The following is a 16679-nucleotide window of genomic DNA, read 5'->3' on the forward strand; positions in this document are numbered from 1 at the left end:
CAAGCGCTGAAGCAAGCCGCCTCTATTGCACGTAACGACAAAAGTTTTATCGGTGCCAGCCACCGAGCGCGCCTGACCCGGATGGACACCTGTTGCGCGATTAAGGCGACAGCGCATCAACTGGCACGACTGATCTACGCGATGCTGACCAAAGGTCAGCCTTATGTTGAGAAAGGAATAGAGGAATTTGAAGAGCGTAGCCGGGACCGGCAACTGCGCGCCTTGGAGCGCAAGGCGCGAAAGTTGGGGTTGCAGCTGGTTAAAGCGGCTTGATTTTTAAGAGCAAAAACAATGAGTTATTTTTTGTTTGATAAGAGCGGGCTTGCTCGCGAATGCGGTGTTTCAGTCAAATTATGCATCGACTGACACACCGCATTCGCGAGCAAGCCCGCTCCCACAATAGATTCAGGTCGCTTATTAGACTGGGGTTAAAGCCCGCCCGTTGCGTTGAACCCCACCCCCAACACCGTCAATAACGACAGCGGCAACAGCAAGGTATCGAGCAGCGCACTGGCCGGCAGGTCGATATGCGGATAGCTCGGCGCCTCAGCGCCAAAGCGGTCCTTGGCGCAACAGCCGCCATTGATCGCATACAAATCCAGCCGCGTGCCGGCATACACCACCGGCGCCCCAGGTTGGGCGGCATCCAGGGTGCGCGCCGTGGCGCAGCCCGTCAGTTGCAGCGCCAACACCATCAACAGTGCCTTATTCATCGCTGCTCAAATGGTGCTCGCCCCAACGTGGCAGCATGTCCTGGGGAATGTTCAGCAGGTTGAGAATGCGCGCCACCACAAAGTCCACCAGGTCATCGATGGTTTGGGGCTGGTGATAAAACCCTGGCGAAGCCGGCAAGATGGTCACGCCCATGTTCGACAACTTGAGCATGTGCTCCAGGTGAATGCTCGAATACGGCGCCTCGCGGGGCACCAGGATCAACTGGCGGCGCTCCTTCAAGGTCACGTCCGCCGCCCGCTCGATCAGGTTGTTGCAGGCGCCCGTGGCAATCGCCGACAAGGTGCCGGTGGAGCATGGCACCACCACCATCGCCGCCGGCGCGCCGGAGCCGGACGCCACCGGCGACATCCAGTCTTCTTTACCGTACACCTTGATCTGCCCCGCCGCCGCGCCGGTGTACTCGGTGAGGAAGGCTTGCATCATCTGCACCTTGGCCGGCAGTTGCACATCCGTCTCGGTGGCCAGCACCAGTTGCGCGGCCTTGGAAATCAGGAAGTGCACCTCGCGATCTTCGCGCACCAGGCAGTCCAGCAGGCGCAGGCCGTAAGGCGCACCGGATGCGCCGGTCATCGCCAGGGTAATGCGTTCCGGGCCACTCATTGGAGCGCCTCGGCCAGCTTGCCGTGCAGGCCGCCGAAGCCGCCGTTGCTCATGACCACCACATGGGTGCCGGGCTTGGCCTGGTGTTTGACGCGCTCGATGATCGACTCAATGGAGTCACACACGATGGAGGGCACCGTGCACAGCGCCGCAATCGCCGGCAGGTCCCAGCCGAGATTGGCCGGGGCGTACCAGACCACTTGGTCGGCGTCGTTGACGCTTTGCGGCAAACCATCGCGGTGCGCGCCGAGCTTCATGGAATTGGAGCGCGGCTCGATAATGGCAATGATATTGGCATCACCGACGCGCTTGCGCAGGCCATCCAGCGTGGTCGCAATGGCTGTTGGATGGTGGGCAAAGTCGTCGTAGATGGTAATCCCGTTCACATCAGCGACTTTTTCCATGCGGCGTTTCACGCTCTTGAACGCGCTCAAGGCGGCGATGCCCATGGACGGCACCACGCCCACATGCCGTGCGGCCGCCAGGGTGACCAAGGCATTGGCGACGTTATGTTGACCGGTCATGCCCCATTCGACGACGCCTTGGGCCTCGCCTTCGAACAGCACTTCAAAGCGCGAGCCGTCTTCGCTGAGCAACTTGACCTGCCACTGCCCGCCCGCGCCGGTGGTTTGCACCGGCGTCCAGCAGCCCATGTCGATCACGCGCTGCAAGGCCGCTTCGGTGGTCGGGTGGATCACCAGGCCTTCGCTGGGGATGGTGCGCACCAAATGGTGGAACTGGCGCTCGATGGCGGCCAGATCGGGAAAAATGTCCGCGTGATCGAACTCCAGGTTGTTGAGGATCGCGGTGCGCGGGCGGTAGTGGACGAATTTGGAGCGTTTGTCGAAGAAGGCGCTGTCGTACTCATCGGCCTCAATCACAAAAAACGGCGTGTCGCCCAGGCGCGCCGACACCGAGAAGTTCTGCGGCACGCCGCCGATCAGGAAACCCGGGGCCATGCCCGCGTGCTCCAGCACCCAGGCCAGCATGCTGCTGGTGGTGGTCTTGCCGTGGGTTCCCGCGACCGCCAGTACCCAACGGCCTTGCAGCACATGGTCGGCCAGCCACTGCGGGCCGGACACATACGGCAAGCCTTTGTTGAGTACATATTCGACCGCCGGGTTGCCACGGGACATGGCGTTGCCGATCACCACCAGGTCCGGCACCGGGTCAAATTGCGCGGGGTCGTAACCTTGGGTCAGTTCAATACCCTGGGCCTGCAACTGGGTGCTCATGGGCGGGTAGACGTTGGCGTCGGAGCCGGTGACGTGATGGCCCAGCTCTTTGGCCAGAACCGCCATCGAACCCATGAATGTGCCGCAGATACCTAGAATATGAATGTGCATAGTTGACCTCGTAAACATCGAGGCAGGTTAGCGCAGGGAGTAGGAAATCGCACCTTTTAAACGGTTGCAGCGCGAGCGAACTGCGCCAGGCACTTCGCTCGAGGGCGCCTTGTTCACGCGGCGAAACACTTTAAGTAGTTGCCTTGATTGAGTGGGCAACTGCTGTTGGGTGGTTGCGTCGGAACAACTCACTGCGAGGTGTACGACACTGGCGCTAACTAGACCGCTGGAGTGTCAACTCGGGTGATCACCACTTGTCGCTCGGTCGCGTTCACGTCGGGCGATGGCTGTGAATAGCTGGCGTCGGCAGCGTAACGAGTGGGCTTGACGGCAGTAGGCTTGCTGCCAAACCAGGGCCGAGGGTGACGATCAAGGCGCGCGCCTTATTGATCATCACCCTCATGCCGTACGGATCGCCGCACCAGCACCTACCGGGTGGCCTGCAGCGCAGAAGACTGCTGAGGTGGTGTCGGACCCGATCCGTTCTCCTTGAATTCTCCTGCCGTCTCAACATGTCCATCACTGTCCTTTATAGCAGTAGAAGTGTCGTAACGAAGATCACGCAACTCTTTCACCGTAATTGGCGTGAAGTCGTTCAATGCAGGGCCATAGGGTTTCAGTGTTTGGGGGTCAATGGCATACCACTTGCTGCCTTGTTTAACCGCAACAACGGGAACGTCACTACCCGTTTTATCCAGCGGCCGGTACGTGCCATCGGCGATGGTCTGCTTGTAACTACCGTGCGGGACATTCCAACCACGCCCAGGCAGATAAAACTTATCCCTAAACGAGGCCAAGTCAACAGAAGGCGCCGCCTTCAAAGCGCTATTGCCCAACTTAAAGAAACCACTCCCGACGTCATAGAACCCCTTAAACGGAATACCTTCCTTAAGTCCTGCCTTGGCAGCGCCTTTTAAAAATGTCAGGACTGAACTTACCCCTTTGGCACCAACGTTAACCGCCTTAAAACCGCCTTTGGCAGCAGGATTAAACAAGCCGATAAAGTCATAGACCCCATTGACAACTGCATCATGCTTATTGCCTTCTATTATATTTTTCACAAGATCGTGAAAAGGCAGGAGGCTCAACAAAAAGTTTTTGACAAAGTGCAATCGAGCGCTTTTTTTTTCGGAGTCGGATAGGCCATTCGCCGCGGACTTCAGATTATCGACAGCCGTTTTATAATCATCACTTAACTGTTTGGCAAACGTACTCATCCTTTCCGAGGGGGTATTCTCCTGCGTCAACGTATGTGGCTCTGGTCGTTCCGGAGCCCCTATATAACTCCAGATCGGCTTTAGGGCGTACGCCTTCCCTTTAACAATCAAACCAGTATTACCAAGGCCTTCGTTCTTTATACGCCACCCTTCAGGAACGCCAGGCAGAGGGTCACCGTTTTTGATGATTCTCCCTAACTGTGGCAAGTAAATATAATCGACCCTTTCACCTTTATATTGCGTCTTGATGAAAAACGCACCCACTCCGAACATCTGAAATAAAGGATCACTCTCACTGTCTTGAGGAAATTTTGAGAATGGTGCCTGGCTCAAATGCTGCATTTGCGTCCTGCCGAACTCAAGTCGTTGCCGATCTTCACTCGGCAACAGCGATACTTGATGCAGGAACATCTCACCCGCCGCCTTGCTGAAGCTGTCGGCGTACGCGTCAAAACCCTCAACGAATTTTTTCTTTATGTCCGGCAACTGGTTGACACTCGCAAGAATAACCGCCCTGGAAAATTCTTTATTATTAGAAGTCCAACCATACCAGGGGTGAAGTGTTCCAGACATATAAAGGTCCACCAGGGAGGTTTTTGACGTATGCAGCCCACTGCGACGCGAGAATATTTTTTTCTCAAACAAGTGGGCGTGTTCTTCACCGAATACCTTGGTTAACGCCTCCAGCGCCAAATCCAGACGAGTCGGCAGCGGAGCCAGAACACCTTCCAGAGTAGCTGCCAGGCGCTTGGTCTGTTGTTCCATGGCCGCCGTTACGCTCGCAATGGCTTGCTCGGAGTAGCCCTCACTGTTTTCCTTGATAATGTTTTTAGCGACACCCCAATCGATCACCGCCTGCAAAACAGCAGCTTTCGTCTGATACTCTTGCTCCCGTGTAACAGGCTCCAGACTCCCTTGTTCCCGGATCTGATCATAGCGCTTGCCCGCCGACGACCCCGCGGTGTTTTGCTCACGACGAAAGACTTCAGCGCTGAACATCACCCATTGCGGGGAGCCAAAAACCACTGATTCGGGTACATCTTTGACCAAAAACTCCGGAGCCGACATAGCCAGCAATTGGTAAGCGGCCACCTTCGCCATCTCGGGGCCGACGATACCTTCCATATGGGTTTCAAAGCGCTTGACGATCTCGGCTGGCGTACGCCCCACGTTGTCTGATTGGCGCAAGTTATACCCGGCTAAATTATTACGCTCCACCCCCGCTGACGATGGGTTGACTTCCAGCCCCAACGCCGTGAGCAGTGCTTCCTGGGCACCGGTTGCGGTGGGTAATGCGCCAATAGCCTCCTGCAGTTGCTTACCCAATGCACGGGCTTGGGGGGTGTTTATCAAGACTTTCAGAAACGCTTCGGGATCGGTATCGGCCAGCGCCCTGACAGACGCTGGAACCGCACGTTTGAGATACTCGAAAAGGCTTGGAGCCTTCCCCTCTGCGCCCAGCGGAACCTGCGTTTGAAGAGCCTTCCAGGCACTGACGGTTTCGCTTATCTTTTTCCGGGCGTCCTCGCCCAGTGGTACATCCTTAGTCAGCAACCCACCAAAGTCACCCTCAGGTGGCGCACTTAAGGGCGCTGCGAACAACACATTCTCCAGATTGACGAGCGCTTCCTGTGTCGTCGGCACTCGCAAACCGTAAGCGGCCATCAATTGCTTGAGATTCATCGTGACAGGCTGCGGTTGGTCTTCGCGCCAAAAGACGGAGTGCGGTGCGATCTCTACGACGATGGATTCCAGATCCGGTTTCGCGCCGGGCGTCTCGATATGTTTTTTCAACGCAGCGAGCAGGTTATGGTACGTGTCGGCTTCACCCGTTTTACTTAAAATATCAACAGGCACCTGATGGTCGGACGACATATTCGCACCGGGGCCATTAATAAATTGACGAACAAGGTTCGAATCGACCGTGCGTGAGCGTCCTGATCCGGCAAGTTCATAGACGTCTTCCCGGCGCAATATGCCAGAAGGCGCCAATTTTTTAGCAATGGCTATCAAGTTGTTAAACAACGCTTGGCCGCCTGGAACATCCTGGATCTCAGGCGAATCTCTATTTATTTTTTTTCTTCCGAAGTCAAACCAGATCTCACCTTTGGTGTGATCAAGGTGAGTAAATGCACCATGACCACCAAACATGCTCTCCAATTGCCTGAACGCAGAGGAATGGGCCGCAAACCTCAGTGCTTCAACCCAACGACCCAGGGTCGACTCGGGTGGAACCGGCACACGCGATCCGCCTGAAGACTTCTGCTTCCAATAATCTTGCTCCACACGCGCATCGGCCGCTGTTCGGGCAGCCTCAAGGTCATCCGACGACGTGTTCTCACTCATCACGGACGGTGCATTACCCGCATGACGGTTCAGTTGAGGAAAACCACTTTTTTGTAAGCCAAAGGGCGCAGCACTTATAGTATGCACAGTCATATTTCATCTCTCTTTCAGGCTTTCGATGAACGGCTTGCAAACGCACCTGAATCAACAGCGCAAATCGCGAAAACTTTTTATAAGGCCAGCCAAATTTAAGGCTTACCTAATAAGCGCCCACCCTAAAAGGCAATCATTCAAATAGCCCAAACTGCGAGCTATTTTAATTCCCCGTACCCTGAGCGCAGACCGTGGTTCGCTGCTGCGTCATGGCACGTTGGTCGATGCGACGATCAGTTATTGCACGAATAATCAAAGTGTTCACCCGCGCGATGGTTATTGTATGAAACACGCTAAGCAGTTGCCCCTGTTACGTGAGCAACTGCCTACGCAGTGGATCCGTCGGAACAACCCACTACAACGTGTACAACGCTGGCATTAACTATTGCTTGCTGTGATAGCTTTCATCAGCTCGGTGATGTATGCCATTCTGGACTCCATGCCAATAGCCCGGCTCTTGATATCATCTTTCTGCGCGCCGAGTGTCGGGGCCTGAACTTCAATATTCAGCGCTTTCGCCTCTTTAGCAAACTCGACTTCAAGGTAGTCAAGCATCTCATCAAGATAGTCCATCCGTTCTTCATTTGTCTTTGCCAACCATTCCACACTTGGTTTGACACCCTCTTCTGAACGAAGGCTACCCAACGTATTGGCTAATAGGAATACACCCCTCTGAGATTCATCAACCAACCGCGACTCCATAACATGTTGCTCTGTAGCCGGAGTTTCCCCTGGATTGATTTTGGGCTTCAGAAATTCAAGAGCGACGCTGGCGGCGAATTTCCCGGCAACTGTTAAGGGTACTGTGATCGCGGCCGTAATTGTGGCGACTTTGACAATATTTCGCGTTTCAAGCGGAAGTGCTCGACCCGCCTTCGGAACTTTAGTGTTCACGACCGCCTTGGCGCTTTCTTCCAGTTTACTCTGCGAAAAAGGCTCCACCTCATTTCCGTCTACTCGACCTGCCGTCGGCTGTTCAAATAGCTTATCCCGGGCGCCAGCATCTTTTTGAGCTTGCCACTTCTTCCTGTTGGCTTCTCTGTGTTGAGCCACTTCCGGAGTAACTGGGGCCTCTGTATCAGGGGCATCCCCAGCCTGACGATGACCCGTGGCTTGCCCCGGCCCGTCGAAACCCACTTTTTTATCAACAAAACCCTGATCAAAATTGTTATTGCTACCGTCTGCCGGCTTGGACCCTCCCGGGCCTTCTACCTTAGGTGCTCCACCTGTCCTTATAACGCTAGGCGTCTCGGTCCTGTAGAATCCACCACTGAAAATCTCCCCAAACTTTATGAATACTACCGGCCTTGCTGCTGCATTTGAAAGCATCATAATGATCTACCTAATGATTGATTTGCATTAGAAAGCCATCCATTTCTTCCACTTACTGTGTAACAGATAGGCCGCAAGCAGTTCCAAGCTACAAAATAAATAGTTCAACCCTATGACGAATACGCAACAGTCATGGAGAATACTTTCCAGGCGCACAGGCACACTTCACCCGCCAGCCTGGCACTCATCAGCCTGCTAAATCGCTCAACGATGTGCATCGCGTATAAATCACTCACACTAATGCGGTGAGCACTCGTCAATCCACCCGTCTGAACATCATTACGTTTTATTCGACGGCGCCTGTGCGCTCAGCACACCAAATTGCGCTAACTGAGGACCAAAGGGTGTATTCATGAGGGAACTGTACGCATACCAAGCCCCGTTTTTTAAGACAGCGACTACTGGCCTACGCACACCATCTGATTCCACCTGATAGAAGCCCTTGACGATATCACCGTCCTTATAAGTCCTTGTCACTTCATAAGACCTATAATTGCCTTTGAGTCGAGGAAGCACCTCATCGGCGTGTTTGTACACCCTCGTCATATCCTTACCGACAGCCACCACCCCTCGCTTGATATTTCTCGGCAGGTTAATGGCATCGGTAACGCCCAGCGAAGCACCGAGACCAGCAAAAAAAGAGCGCTTGAGTACTTTGCCTGTTGACTTGCCCAGTTTCAACGCCTTGTTCGCGGCACTTGCCCCGGGAAGAAAAAACCCCAAAATATCGAACCCGATATTGAAAACTGCGCCTGCGACATTCCCCGATATCGCATCCTTAATACCGTCATAGAAAGGAATAAGCGAAAGGAGAAAGTTATTGACGGTTTGAATACCTGCTGTATTTTTTTCAATCCTCGTTTCACCGACAGCCTGTGCTTTCAAATGCCCATAATCTTTAGTAAAAAACTTACCCACCACAGTAGCCAGCGAACCGTTTCGTCGAGAAAAATAAGGAACTCGTCCTTCGCCGGTGACCTCAGGCACATCACGGTCCTGATTGGTGGCATCAAATTCCGTAAAAACATTATACGTGCCGGGTACGCGGGCTTTGGAATCCGGGGAAAAATACTTGCTGTCATCAAAATTTGACGGTTCTCCCGGATCCCCCTTTTCCTTGACGATCTTTCCTAGGCCTGGGTAGTAACTATAGTACTCGACCTTGCCGTCAGCTCCCTCCACTTTCATAAGTACACCTTGCCCCCCTTCCAACTCTTTAAGTTCATTAGGGGTCGGCGTTCGTGGTCGGCGCCCAGGGTACAGTTGGCTGCTGTTCGTTTCTTCTGTACCCAAAAAAGGGCGAGACACGCCCATGAACGTGACATCCGCTTGGTTGATACGCTCTTGTTCGGCTATAGGCAGCAGAGAAACCTGATACTTGAACTGGATAGCCCAGGCCGCCGTTTGAGTCTTCGTATAGTCTTCAAACGTTTCAGAAAATGTTTTATTGATGTCTGGATCAAGCTCGGAAAAGCGAGACTTAATCGTTGCCCAAGGCAATTCCTTTTCATTTATCGGCGCCCACCATTCCAGATTAAGGGGCTTCGTCATGAAGACATCAAGTGGCGATACACGGTACCCGTCATCCATTTTACTTCGTAGTGTTATCTTCGTCGGGTCAACACCCGGGAACACCCGCTTGAACTCAGCCAGCGCCAACGCCTCACGAGTGGGCGCTGGCTTCATCAGCTCAGCGCGTGCCCACGCCAATTCCTTTTTCTGCTTTTTTAACACTGTTAATGATTGCTCGACGTCTTCGAACGTATATTGACCCTTGGGGTTGTTTTTAATCACCTGATTAGCGAGCCCCCATGCAATAAGCGAATCGGCGGACGCGGCAGCTAACTCATCCCCACCGTCAAGAATACTAAGCTGCGCGTCTGCATAGTTCATGACTTGACTGAGCGTCATGTTCCCCGATGCGCCAGGCGCTTCTTGCTCTACCAGTGCAACGGCTATAGAAAAATCCGCCCACGTATGAGACCCATAAACAAGTCCAGGTGGAATATTTTTTACCAGGAGTTCAGGGGCGACGGCTGACAGTAATAGTTGCGCAGCAAGAGGCGCCGCTTCAGCACCCACCTTAGTTTCAAGGTAAGCGGTAAAACGTTTGACGATTTCAGCAGCGGAGGCACCTGCATTTTCGCTTTGATAGAGGTTATAACCCGCCAAGTTGAAGCGTGACTTTTCTGGATTAGGGTCAAGCTCTTGCACAAGCGCCGCAGTCACGGCCTCAGTTGCACCGGTCGGCGACGCTGCTGATTTGATTTTACCTTGTATAGTTTTGCCCAATGCCTGCGCCTCGGGCGACCGAATGAGTTGGTCAAATGCAAATGAAGGGTTGTCCGCAATCACCTTATTTGTAGACGTCGCAAGTGTGCTGGTCAGGCCGCGTAACAAACTGCCTGCCCCCACCCCTGCCTGCGGATCAGGTGCCTGGCTTGCATGCTTGAGCTTCCACTGATCCACCACCGCTTTCATCTTGCGTAATTCAGTTTTGTTCAGCAGCCCACCAATATGCCTGACGCCACCAGCGTCAACCCCAGGCACCTTATGCGCAAGGTCAAAGGTCAGTGCGTTAGCCAGGTCATGCGCCTGCGTGCTGTCGACGGGTAGTTTATGCCCTTGCTTTTCGAGCAGTTGTGCAACACTTATCTCTCGGCGCTGTTCGGTAAGAAATAAACTTGAACGTCGGTCAATCGGGACCATAACGTTATTCAGATCAATCTTCCCTCCAGCATCGTCTACCTGGGACCTCAGTGCAGCGATAAGTGCATGACGGTTAGCGTCATCACCCAGCGCCTTGCCCTGCTCCGCTAATGCTTCTACCGATCGCTGCGACGCATGCCCCACAGGTTCAAACTCAAACGCGGCGCCTTCTATCAATTTCTCACGGTGCGAGGCAGCTTGCGAAGGGGAGAGGTCGATAGGCGCTCCATAAAATCGCCCCACCGTGTACAGCGGCACCTTACCGTCCGGCCAGGGGTAATTGAACGCCTGGCCGAGCATTGGAGCGATCGCCTTGGCAATCGATAACAGCACGCGAGAAACATCTGACCAGCCCGAATCATCTTTTAGGGAAAACGTCTGCAGCTTGCCATTTACAAGGCCGGTCAACTCCCCGAGGACGGGATCCAGTTTGAGACTCCTGGTATCGAGCCCCTGTGCTTTCGCCCACGATAAAAATCCAGGGCTTTTGAAAGCACTGTCCAATTGGGTGCGCCAACGCCCGAGTGTGGACTCAGGGGTGACTTGAACGTCAGGCGGCGCTATTGAGGCGTGATAGGAGCGCGTCGCTAATGCGATCGCGTAGGTCTTCGCCAATTGAGCGTCAGCCATTGCACGCGCGTCGGGACTGTCAGGCATTTGCGCGTGTGTGTTGCTGTGAACGACTGCACTCTTGATGGCAGCCGCAGGAAGTTCGCTTACCACGTTGCCTGATAAGGTAGGCGTTACTCTGACGTCTTGAAAATTTGTCATTTCCACACTCGCGTACGATTCAAATGAATAACTGTTCGTACGCTGAGTGGTGCAATGTCTTACAAGTCATACAAAAAAAATTCGGAAAAGCTTACCCAGATATTTCAGTTCTAAACGTCGCCCTCATCAGCGCCTCATAATCAGGCTTCATATGTGTTGCGGTTAAAACGTGCAGATCACGCTTGTGGACACCGTTCGATACCATGCTTGCGTAACTTCCGGTAAAGCGTATTCCGGCTCACGCCCAAACTTTCTGCTGCGTGGGACATGTGCCAATGTTGCTGCTTCAGTGCGTTGAGCAACACTACGCGCTCTGCATCGTCCAAAGCGCCCCCTTGCCGGGGCTCGACAACCATCGCCGCTCGCGCCTGGCGGATGAGGGGCGGCAAATCGTCCAACCTGATTCGCCCGTTCTCGCACAAGGCCGCCAGGGTGCGAAGTACGTTGCGCAATTGCCGAACGTTGCCCGGCCAGGCGTAGTCGAGCAACGCGTGCCGCGCCTCCTCATCAAGCAAAACAACCTGTCCTGCTGCCTCTTGCGCCAGCAAAAACGCCAGTAATTGCGCTTTATCACTACGCTCACGCAGGGGCGGCACGGCTATTTCAAGGCCGTTGAGACGATAGTAAAGATCTTCGCGGAAGCTACCGTTCGCAACACGTGCCAACAGGTCACGATGGGTGGCGCTGATGATTCTGACGTCTACCGCCTGCGGCGCACCGCCGATGGGCACCACCACGCGATCTTCCAGCACCCTTAAAAGGCGGGTTTGCAACGCGAAGGGCATGTCGCCAATCTCATCGAGAAACAGCGTGCCGCCGTCGGCTTGCTGTAATTTGCCACGCATCCCTTCCTTTAACGCGCCGGTAAAGCTGCCGCCGCGGTAACCGAACAACTCACTTTCAATCAGGTTTTCCGGGATGGCGGCGCAGTTGAGAGCGACGAAGGCGTTATTGGCACGCGAGCTGGCCTGATGCACGGCCTTGGCGAACGCCTCTTTACCGCAGCCGGTTTCGCCGTTGATCAGCAGCGGCACGTCGCGTTCGAACACCCTCAGCGCCTTGTTAAAATCACGTTGCAACGCAGGGTCACCCAGGCAGATACCCGGCAGGCGTGGCGCCTCGGGCTTGGGCAGCGGCGCGGGCAAACTCTGCACCTGCCCGCGCAGCGCGGCGAATAACTGCCGGCCGTCCCGCGTACGCAACGGCCAGCTGGCCGTGGCATTGGCGCTGGCACGGCCGAGCAGTTGGTCCAGCGAACACTCGAAAAACGCCTCTACCGGCTGCCCGAGCAAACCGCCGCGCGCCTGGCCCAGCAGGTTCAACGCACCTTGGTTGACCGCACAGATACGCCCTTCACCGTCGAACGCCAGCAACCCTTCGCTGAACAACCCCACGGACTCCGCCTGCAGGTGAAAGCGCAGCAGCCAGTGCTGTTCAAAATGGCGCAGGAAGTAACAACTTTCGATCATCTTGGCCGACAAGTTCACCAGCGCCATGGTGTGGAACTGGCTTTGACGCGACACGGCCTCACGCGCCGATGACACGTCCAGCACGGCCAATAGTTCGCCATGGGGGTCGAACACCGGGCTTGCCGAGCAGGTCAGGCCGGTGTGGCGGCCGCGAAAATGCTCGTCGCGGTGAATGGTCAGGGACTGGCGCTCCACCAGGCAGGTGCCGATACCGTTGGTGCCTTCGCACGCCTCGCTCCAATCGGCGCCCAGCCACAGGCCTGCGCGCTCGAACACCTTGCGCTCGGCCGGCGCAGTCACGCAGTTGAGGATCACCCCGCGGGCGTCGGTGAGCAGCACCGCATGCCCGGCGCCGGAGAGTTGTTGATGCAGGCTGTTCATCTCGCTGCCGGCGATGTGCAGCACTTGCTGCAAGCGCTCGCGACTTTCGAGCAGGCGCCCGTGTTCAAGCACGGTGGGGGCCATGGTCAGCGCCGGGTCGAGGTGATAGTCCTCCAGGCAGCGCAGCCAGGAGCGGGCGATGGATGGGTCGCTGCCGGGGCCCTGGCCGAGGTCTTGCCCACGGGTGACGGTGAGGACTTGCTGGGCATGGCGACTGAAATGATCGTTATGCATGTTCTTATTATTCTCCCTGCGTGAGAACGGCCAGCATCCCCCAGCCATCCGGGCATTGCAATCCCGGGCCGACCCACTGGTCACAGGCTGTACCGTTTATGGCACAAACTGTCACCCCACCTGTACCGCAAGTGTCACAGCGACGCTTTGCAACAAAGCCAAAACCCTTGATTTACCTGGCGTGCAAGGCGGTGGCCCGACCTTTGCTCTACGCTTTATCACGCGCAACACCGCTGTACTCCAATAAACATAAAAGCAGGAGATACCCACCATGCGTTACGCACATCCCGGCACCGAAGGCTCGATCGTTTCCTTCAAGGCCAAGTACGGCAACTTCATCGGCGGCGAATTCGTTGCGCCGGTGGACGGCAACTATTTCACCAACACCTCGCCGGTCAACGGCAAGCCCATCGCCGAATTCCCGCGCTCCACCGCCAAAGACATCGACAAGGCCCTGGACGCGGCCCACGCCGCCGCTGACGCCTGGGGCAAGACCTCGGCCCAGGACCGTTCGCTGGTGCTGCTGAAAATCGCCGACCGTATCGAACAGAACCTCGAACTGCTGGCCATCACCGAAACCTGGGACAACGGCAAGGCCGTGCGTGAAACCCTCAACGCCGACATCCCGCTGGCCGCCGACCACTTCCGCTACTTCGCCGGTTGCATCCGCGCCCAGGAAGGCACCAGCGCCGAGATCAACGAACTCACCGCCTCCTACCACTTCCACGAGCCACTGGGCGTGGTCGGCCAGATCATCCCGTGGAACTTCCCGCTGCTGATGGCCGCCTGGAAACTCGCACCGGCCCTGGCCGCCGGTAACTGCGTGGTGCTTAAACCCGCCGAGCAAACCCCGCTGGGCATCAACGTGCTGATGGAGCTGATCGGCGACCTGCTGCCGCCTGGCGTGCTGAACGTGGTGCACGGCTTCGGTAAAGAAGCCGGTGAAGCCCTGGCCACCAGCAAGCGCATCGCCAAGATCGCCTTCACCGGTTCCACGCCGGTGGGCTCGCACATCATGCACGCGGCGGCCGAGAACATTATTCCGTCGACCGTTGAGCTGGGCGGCAAGTCGCCGAACATCTTCTTTGCCGACATCATGAAAGCCGAGCCTTCGTTTATCGAAAAAGCCGCTGAAGGCCTGGTCCTGGCGTTCTTCAACCAGGGCGAGGTGTGCACCTGCCCATCCCGCGCACTGGTGGAAGAGTCGATCTACGACGACTTCATGAAAGTGGTGATGAAGAAGATCGAGCAGATCAAACGCGGCGACCCGCTGGACACCGACACCATGGTCGGCGCCCAGGCGTCCGAGCAGCAGTTCGACAAGATCCTGTCCTACCTGGAAATCGCCAAGGGCGAAGGCGCGCAACTGCTCACCGGTGGCAAGGTCGAGCAACTGACCGGCGACATGGCCGGTGGTTATTACATCCAGCCGACGCTGCTCAAGGGCACCAATGAGATGCGCGTGTTCCAGGAAGAAATCTTCGGCCCGGTGGTGAGCATCACCACCTTCAAGGACGAAGCCGAAGCCCTGGCGATTGCCAACGACACCGAGTTCGGCCTCGGCGCCGGCGTGTGGACCCGCGACATCAACCGCGCCTACCGCATGGGCCGCGCGATCAAGGCGGGCCGCGTGTGGACCAACTGCTACCACCTGTACCCGGCGCATGCCGCGTTTGGTGGCTACAAGAAGTCCGGCGTGGGCCGTGAGACCCACAAGATGATGTTGGACCACTACCAGCAGACTAAAAACCTGCTGGTGAGTTACGACATTAATCCGCTGGGCTTTTTCTAACCCTCCCGATCGTTCCCACGCTCTGCGTGGGAATGCCGCCTGGGACGCTCCGCGTCCCGATGTCTGCACAAGGCTCAAGCCGGTGCAAGGTGACGCAGAGCGTCACGGGATGCATTCCCACGCAGAGCGTGGGAATGATCTCGCTTGCTACACACAATAATAACAACGGACGGTACTTTCCCATGCCTAGCGAACCCACTGGCTCTTCCGTCGACTTCGAAAAAGTCGGCACCGACTATTTCCAACAACGCGAACTGAAAAAAGGCGCTGCCGGTTGGGTGCTGCTGGTCGGCCTTGGCGTTGCCTACGTGATCTCCGGCGACTACGCCGGTTGGAACTTCGGCCTGGCCCAGGGTGGCTGGGGCGGTATGTTCCTCGCCACCTTGCTGATGGCCACCATGTACCTGTGCATGTGTTTCTCCCTGGCCGAACTGTCTTCAATGATTCCTACCGCCGGCGGTGGCTACGGCTTTGCCCGCAGTGCCTTCGGCCCTTGGGGCGGGTTCCTCACGGGCACCGCCATCCTCATTGAATATGCGATCGCGCCCGCCGCCATCGCGGTGTTTATCGGCGCCTATTGCGAGTCGTTGTTCGGCATCGGCGGCTGGATGATTTACCTGGCGTTCTACATCATCTTTATCGGCATCCACATCTTCGGCGTGGGTGAAGCCCTGAAGCTGATGTTTGTGATCACCGCCATCGCAGCGATTGCCTTGGCTGTGTTCCTGGTGTCGATGGTGCCGCACTTCAACGTCGCCAACTTGCTCGATATCCCGGTGACCGAGGCCAAGGGCGCCAGCAGCTTCCTGCCGTTTGGCTATGTCGGCGTGTGGGCGGCGATTCCCTACGCGATCTGGTTTTTCCTCGCCGTCGAAGGCGTGCCCCTGGCCGCCGAAGAAACCAAGAACCCCAAGCGTGACCTGCCGCGTGGCTTGATCGGCGCCATTGTGGTGCTGACCAGCTTTGCCCTGTTGATTCTGGTGATTGCGCCAGGCGGTGCGGGCACTTACGCACTGGTCAAGTCGGGCAACCCGCTGGTTGAAGCGCTGGCATTGTCGTACGGCGGTTCGACCTGGATGGGCAGCTTCGTCAACCTGGTGGGCCTGGCCGGGCTGATCGCGAGCTTTTTCTCGATTATCTACGCCTATTCGCGGCAGATCTTTGCTCTGTCCCGCGCCGGCTACCTGCCACGCAAGCTGTCGCAGACCAACAAAAGCAAGGCGCCGGTGCTGGCCTTGATCATTCCCGGCATCATCGGCTTTGGCCTGTCGCTGACCGGTCAAGGTGACCTGCTGATTCTGGTGGCGGTGTTCGGCGCGACCATTTCCTACGTGCTGATGATGGCCGCGCATATCACGTTGCGCATCCGTCGCCCCAAGATGGAGCGTCCGTACCGTACGCCGGGTGGCATTTTCACGTCAGGTATCGCGCTGCTACTGGCCTGCGTGGCCGTGGTGGCGGGCTTTCTGGTGGATCCACGGGTGGTGATTGGCGCGGCGATCATCTATGGAGTATTAATTGCTTACTTTGCTTTCTACAGCCGGCATCACTTAGTAGCGGGCACGCCCGAAGAGGAATTCGCGGCGATCCAGGCCGCAGAGGCCGCCTTGCACTGATAGCCGTAAACCTCGGCGCGAGCATCTGCTTGCGCCGC

9 protein-coding genes and 1 pseudogene are annotated in these 16679 nt (G+C 56.3%); 3 read left to right on the plus strand and 7 right to left on the minus strand.

Annotation, left to right across the window (positions count from 1 at the left end):
• A pseudogene (locus BLV67_RS29065) lies at positions 1 to 273 on the plus strand (IS110 family transposase); the annotation flags it as partial.
• A 155-nt stretch (positions 274 to 428) separates the two neighbouring features.
• On the opposite strand, the gene BLV67_RS29070 reads toward BLV67_RS29065, so the two are convergent.
• The 7 genes from BLV67_RS29070 to BLV67_RS29100 form a co-directional block, all read right to left on the minus strand.
• Positions 429 to 713: a YceK/YidQ family lipoprotein gene (locus BLV67_RS29070; RefSeq protein ID WP_065911251.1), complete on the minus strand. Its 285-nt coding sequence runs from the start codon at positions 711 to 713 to the stop codon at positions 429 to 431.
• Positions 706 to 1335, minus strand: coding sequence for a flavin prenyltransferase UbiX (ubiX, locus tag BLV67_RS29075; RefSeq protein WP_017136038.1), 630 nt, complete (start codon positions 1333 to 1335; stop codon positions 706 to 708). The genes BLV67_RS29070 and ubiX overlap by 8 nt, the downstream gene beginning before the upstream one ends.
• Entirely contained in the window at positions 1332 to 2681 is a 1350-nt protein-coding gene (mpl, locus tag BLV67_RS29080) for a UDP-N-acetylmuramate:L-alanyl-gamma-D-glutamyl-meso-diaminopimelate ligase (protein ID WP_069786647.1), read from the minus strand. Before mpl ends, ubiX begins: the two co-directional genes overlap by 4 nt.
• Positions 2682 to 3109: 428 nt before the next feature.
• Complete coding sequence (locus BLV67_RS29085; protein WP_141722705.1) at positions 3110 to 6337, minus strand: hypothetical protein; 3228 nt, start codon at positions 6335 to 6337, stop codon at positions 3110 to 3112.
• A 378-nt stretch (positions 6338 to 6715) separates the two neighbouring features.
• Positions 6716 to 7669 (minus strand): hypothetical protein, encoded by a 954-nt coding sequence (locus tag BLV67_RS29090; protein WP_069786649.1) that lies wholly within the window; start codon positions 7667 to 7669, stop codon positions 6716 to 6718.
• Between the two features lie 279 nt (positions 7670 to 7948).
• Positions 7949 to 11149, minus strand: coding sequence for a hypothetical protein (locus BLV67_RS29095; RefSeq protein WP_141722706.1), 3201 nt, complete (start codon positions 11147 to 11149; stop codon positions 7949 to 7951).
• 176 nt (positions 11150 to 11325) lie between these two features.
• On the minus strand, positions 11326 to 13233 hold the full coding sequence (locus BLV67_RS29100) for a sigma-54-dependent Fis family transcriptional regulator (protein ID WP_069786651.1): 1908 nt from the start codon (positions 13231 to 13233) through the stop codon (positions 11326 to 11328).
• 271 nt (positions 13234 to 13504) lie between these two features.
• Here BLV67_RS29100 and exaC point away from each other — a divergent pair, with 271 nt between their 5' ends.
• Both exaC and eat read left to right on the plus strand, forming a co-directional pair.
• Positions 13505 to 15025 (plus strand): acetaldehyde dehydrogenase ExaC, encoded by a 1521-nt coding sequence (exaC, locus tag BLV67_RS29105; protein WP_056861948.1) that lies wholly within the window; start codon positions 13505 to 13507, stop codon positions 15023 to 15025.
• A 182-nt stretch (positions 15026 to 15207) separates the two neighbouring features.
• Complete coding sequence (eat, locus tag BLV67_RS29110) at positions 15208 to 16641, plus strand: ethanolamine permease (protein WP_065911255.1); 1434 nt, start codon at positions 15208 to 15210, stop codon at positions 16639 to 16641.
• The last annotated feature ends 38 nt before the right edge of the window (positions 16642 to 16679 follow it).

The sequence above is a fragment of the Pseudomonas salomonii genome, from assembly GCF_900107155.1.
Classification (GTDB): domain Bacteria; phylum Pseudomonadota; class Gammaproteobacteria; order Pseudomonadales; family Pseudomonadaceae; genus Aquipseudomonas; species Aquipseudomonas salomonii.

Bases quoted from the DNA above. Each gene is read 5' to 3' on its own strand.
- BLV67_RS29070 (WP_065911251.1), bottom strand. From the start codon at position 713: ATGAATAAGGCACTGTTGATGGTGTTGGCGCTGCAACTGACGGGCTGC.
- ubiX (WP_017136038.1), bottom strand. From the start codon at position 1,335: ATGAGTGGCCCGGAACGCATTACCCTGGCGATGACCGGCGCATCCGGT.
- mpl (WP_069786647.1), bottom strand. From the start codon at position 2,681: ATGCACATTCATATTCTAGGTATCTGCGGCACATTCATGGGTTCGATG.
- BLV67_RS29085 (WP_141722705.1), bottom strand. From the start codon at position 6,337: ATGACTGTGCATACTATAAGTGCTGCGCCCTTTGGCTTACAAAAAAGT.
- BLV67_RS29090 (WP_069786649.1), bottom strand. From the start codon at position 7,669: ATGATGCTTTCAAATGCAGCAGCAAGGCCGGTAGTATTCATAAAGTTT.
- BLV67_RS29095 (WP_141722706.1), bottom strand. From the start codon at position 11,149: ATGACAAATTTTCAAGACGTCAGAGTAACGCCTACCTTATCAGGCAAC.
- BLV67_RS29100 (WP_069786651.1), bottom strand. From the start codon at position 13,233: ATGCATAACGATCATTTCAGTCGCCATGCCCAGCAAGTCCTCACCGTC.
- exaC (WP_056861948.1), top strand. From the start codon at position 13,505: ATGCGTTACGCACATCCCGGCACCGAAGGCTCGATCGTTTCCTTCAAG.
- eat (WP_065911255.1), top strand. From the start codon at position 15,208: ATGCCTAGCGAACCCACTGGCTCTTCCGTCGACTTCGAAAAAGTCGGC.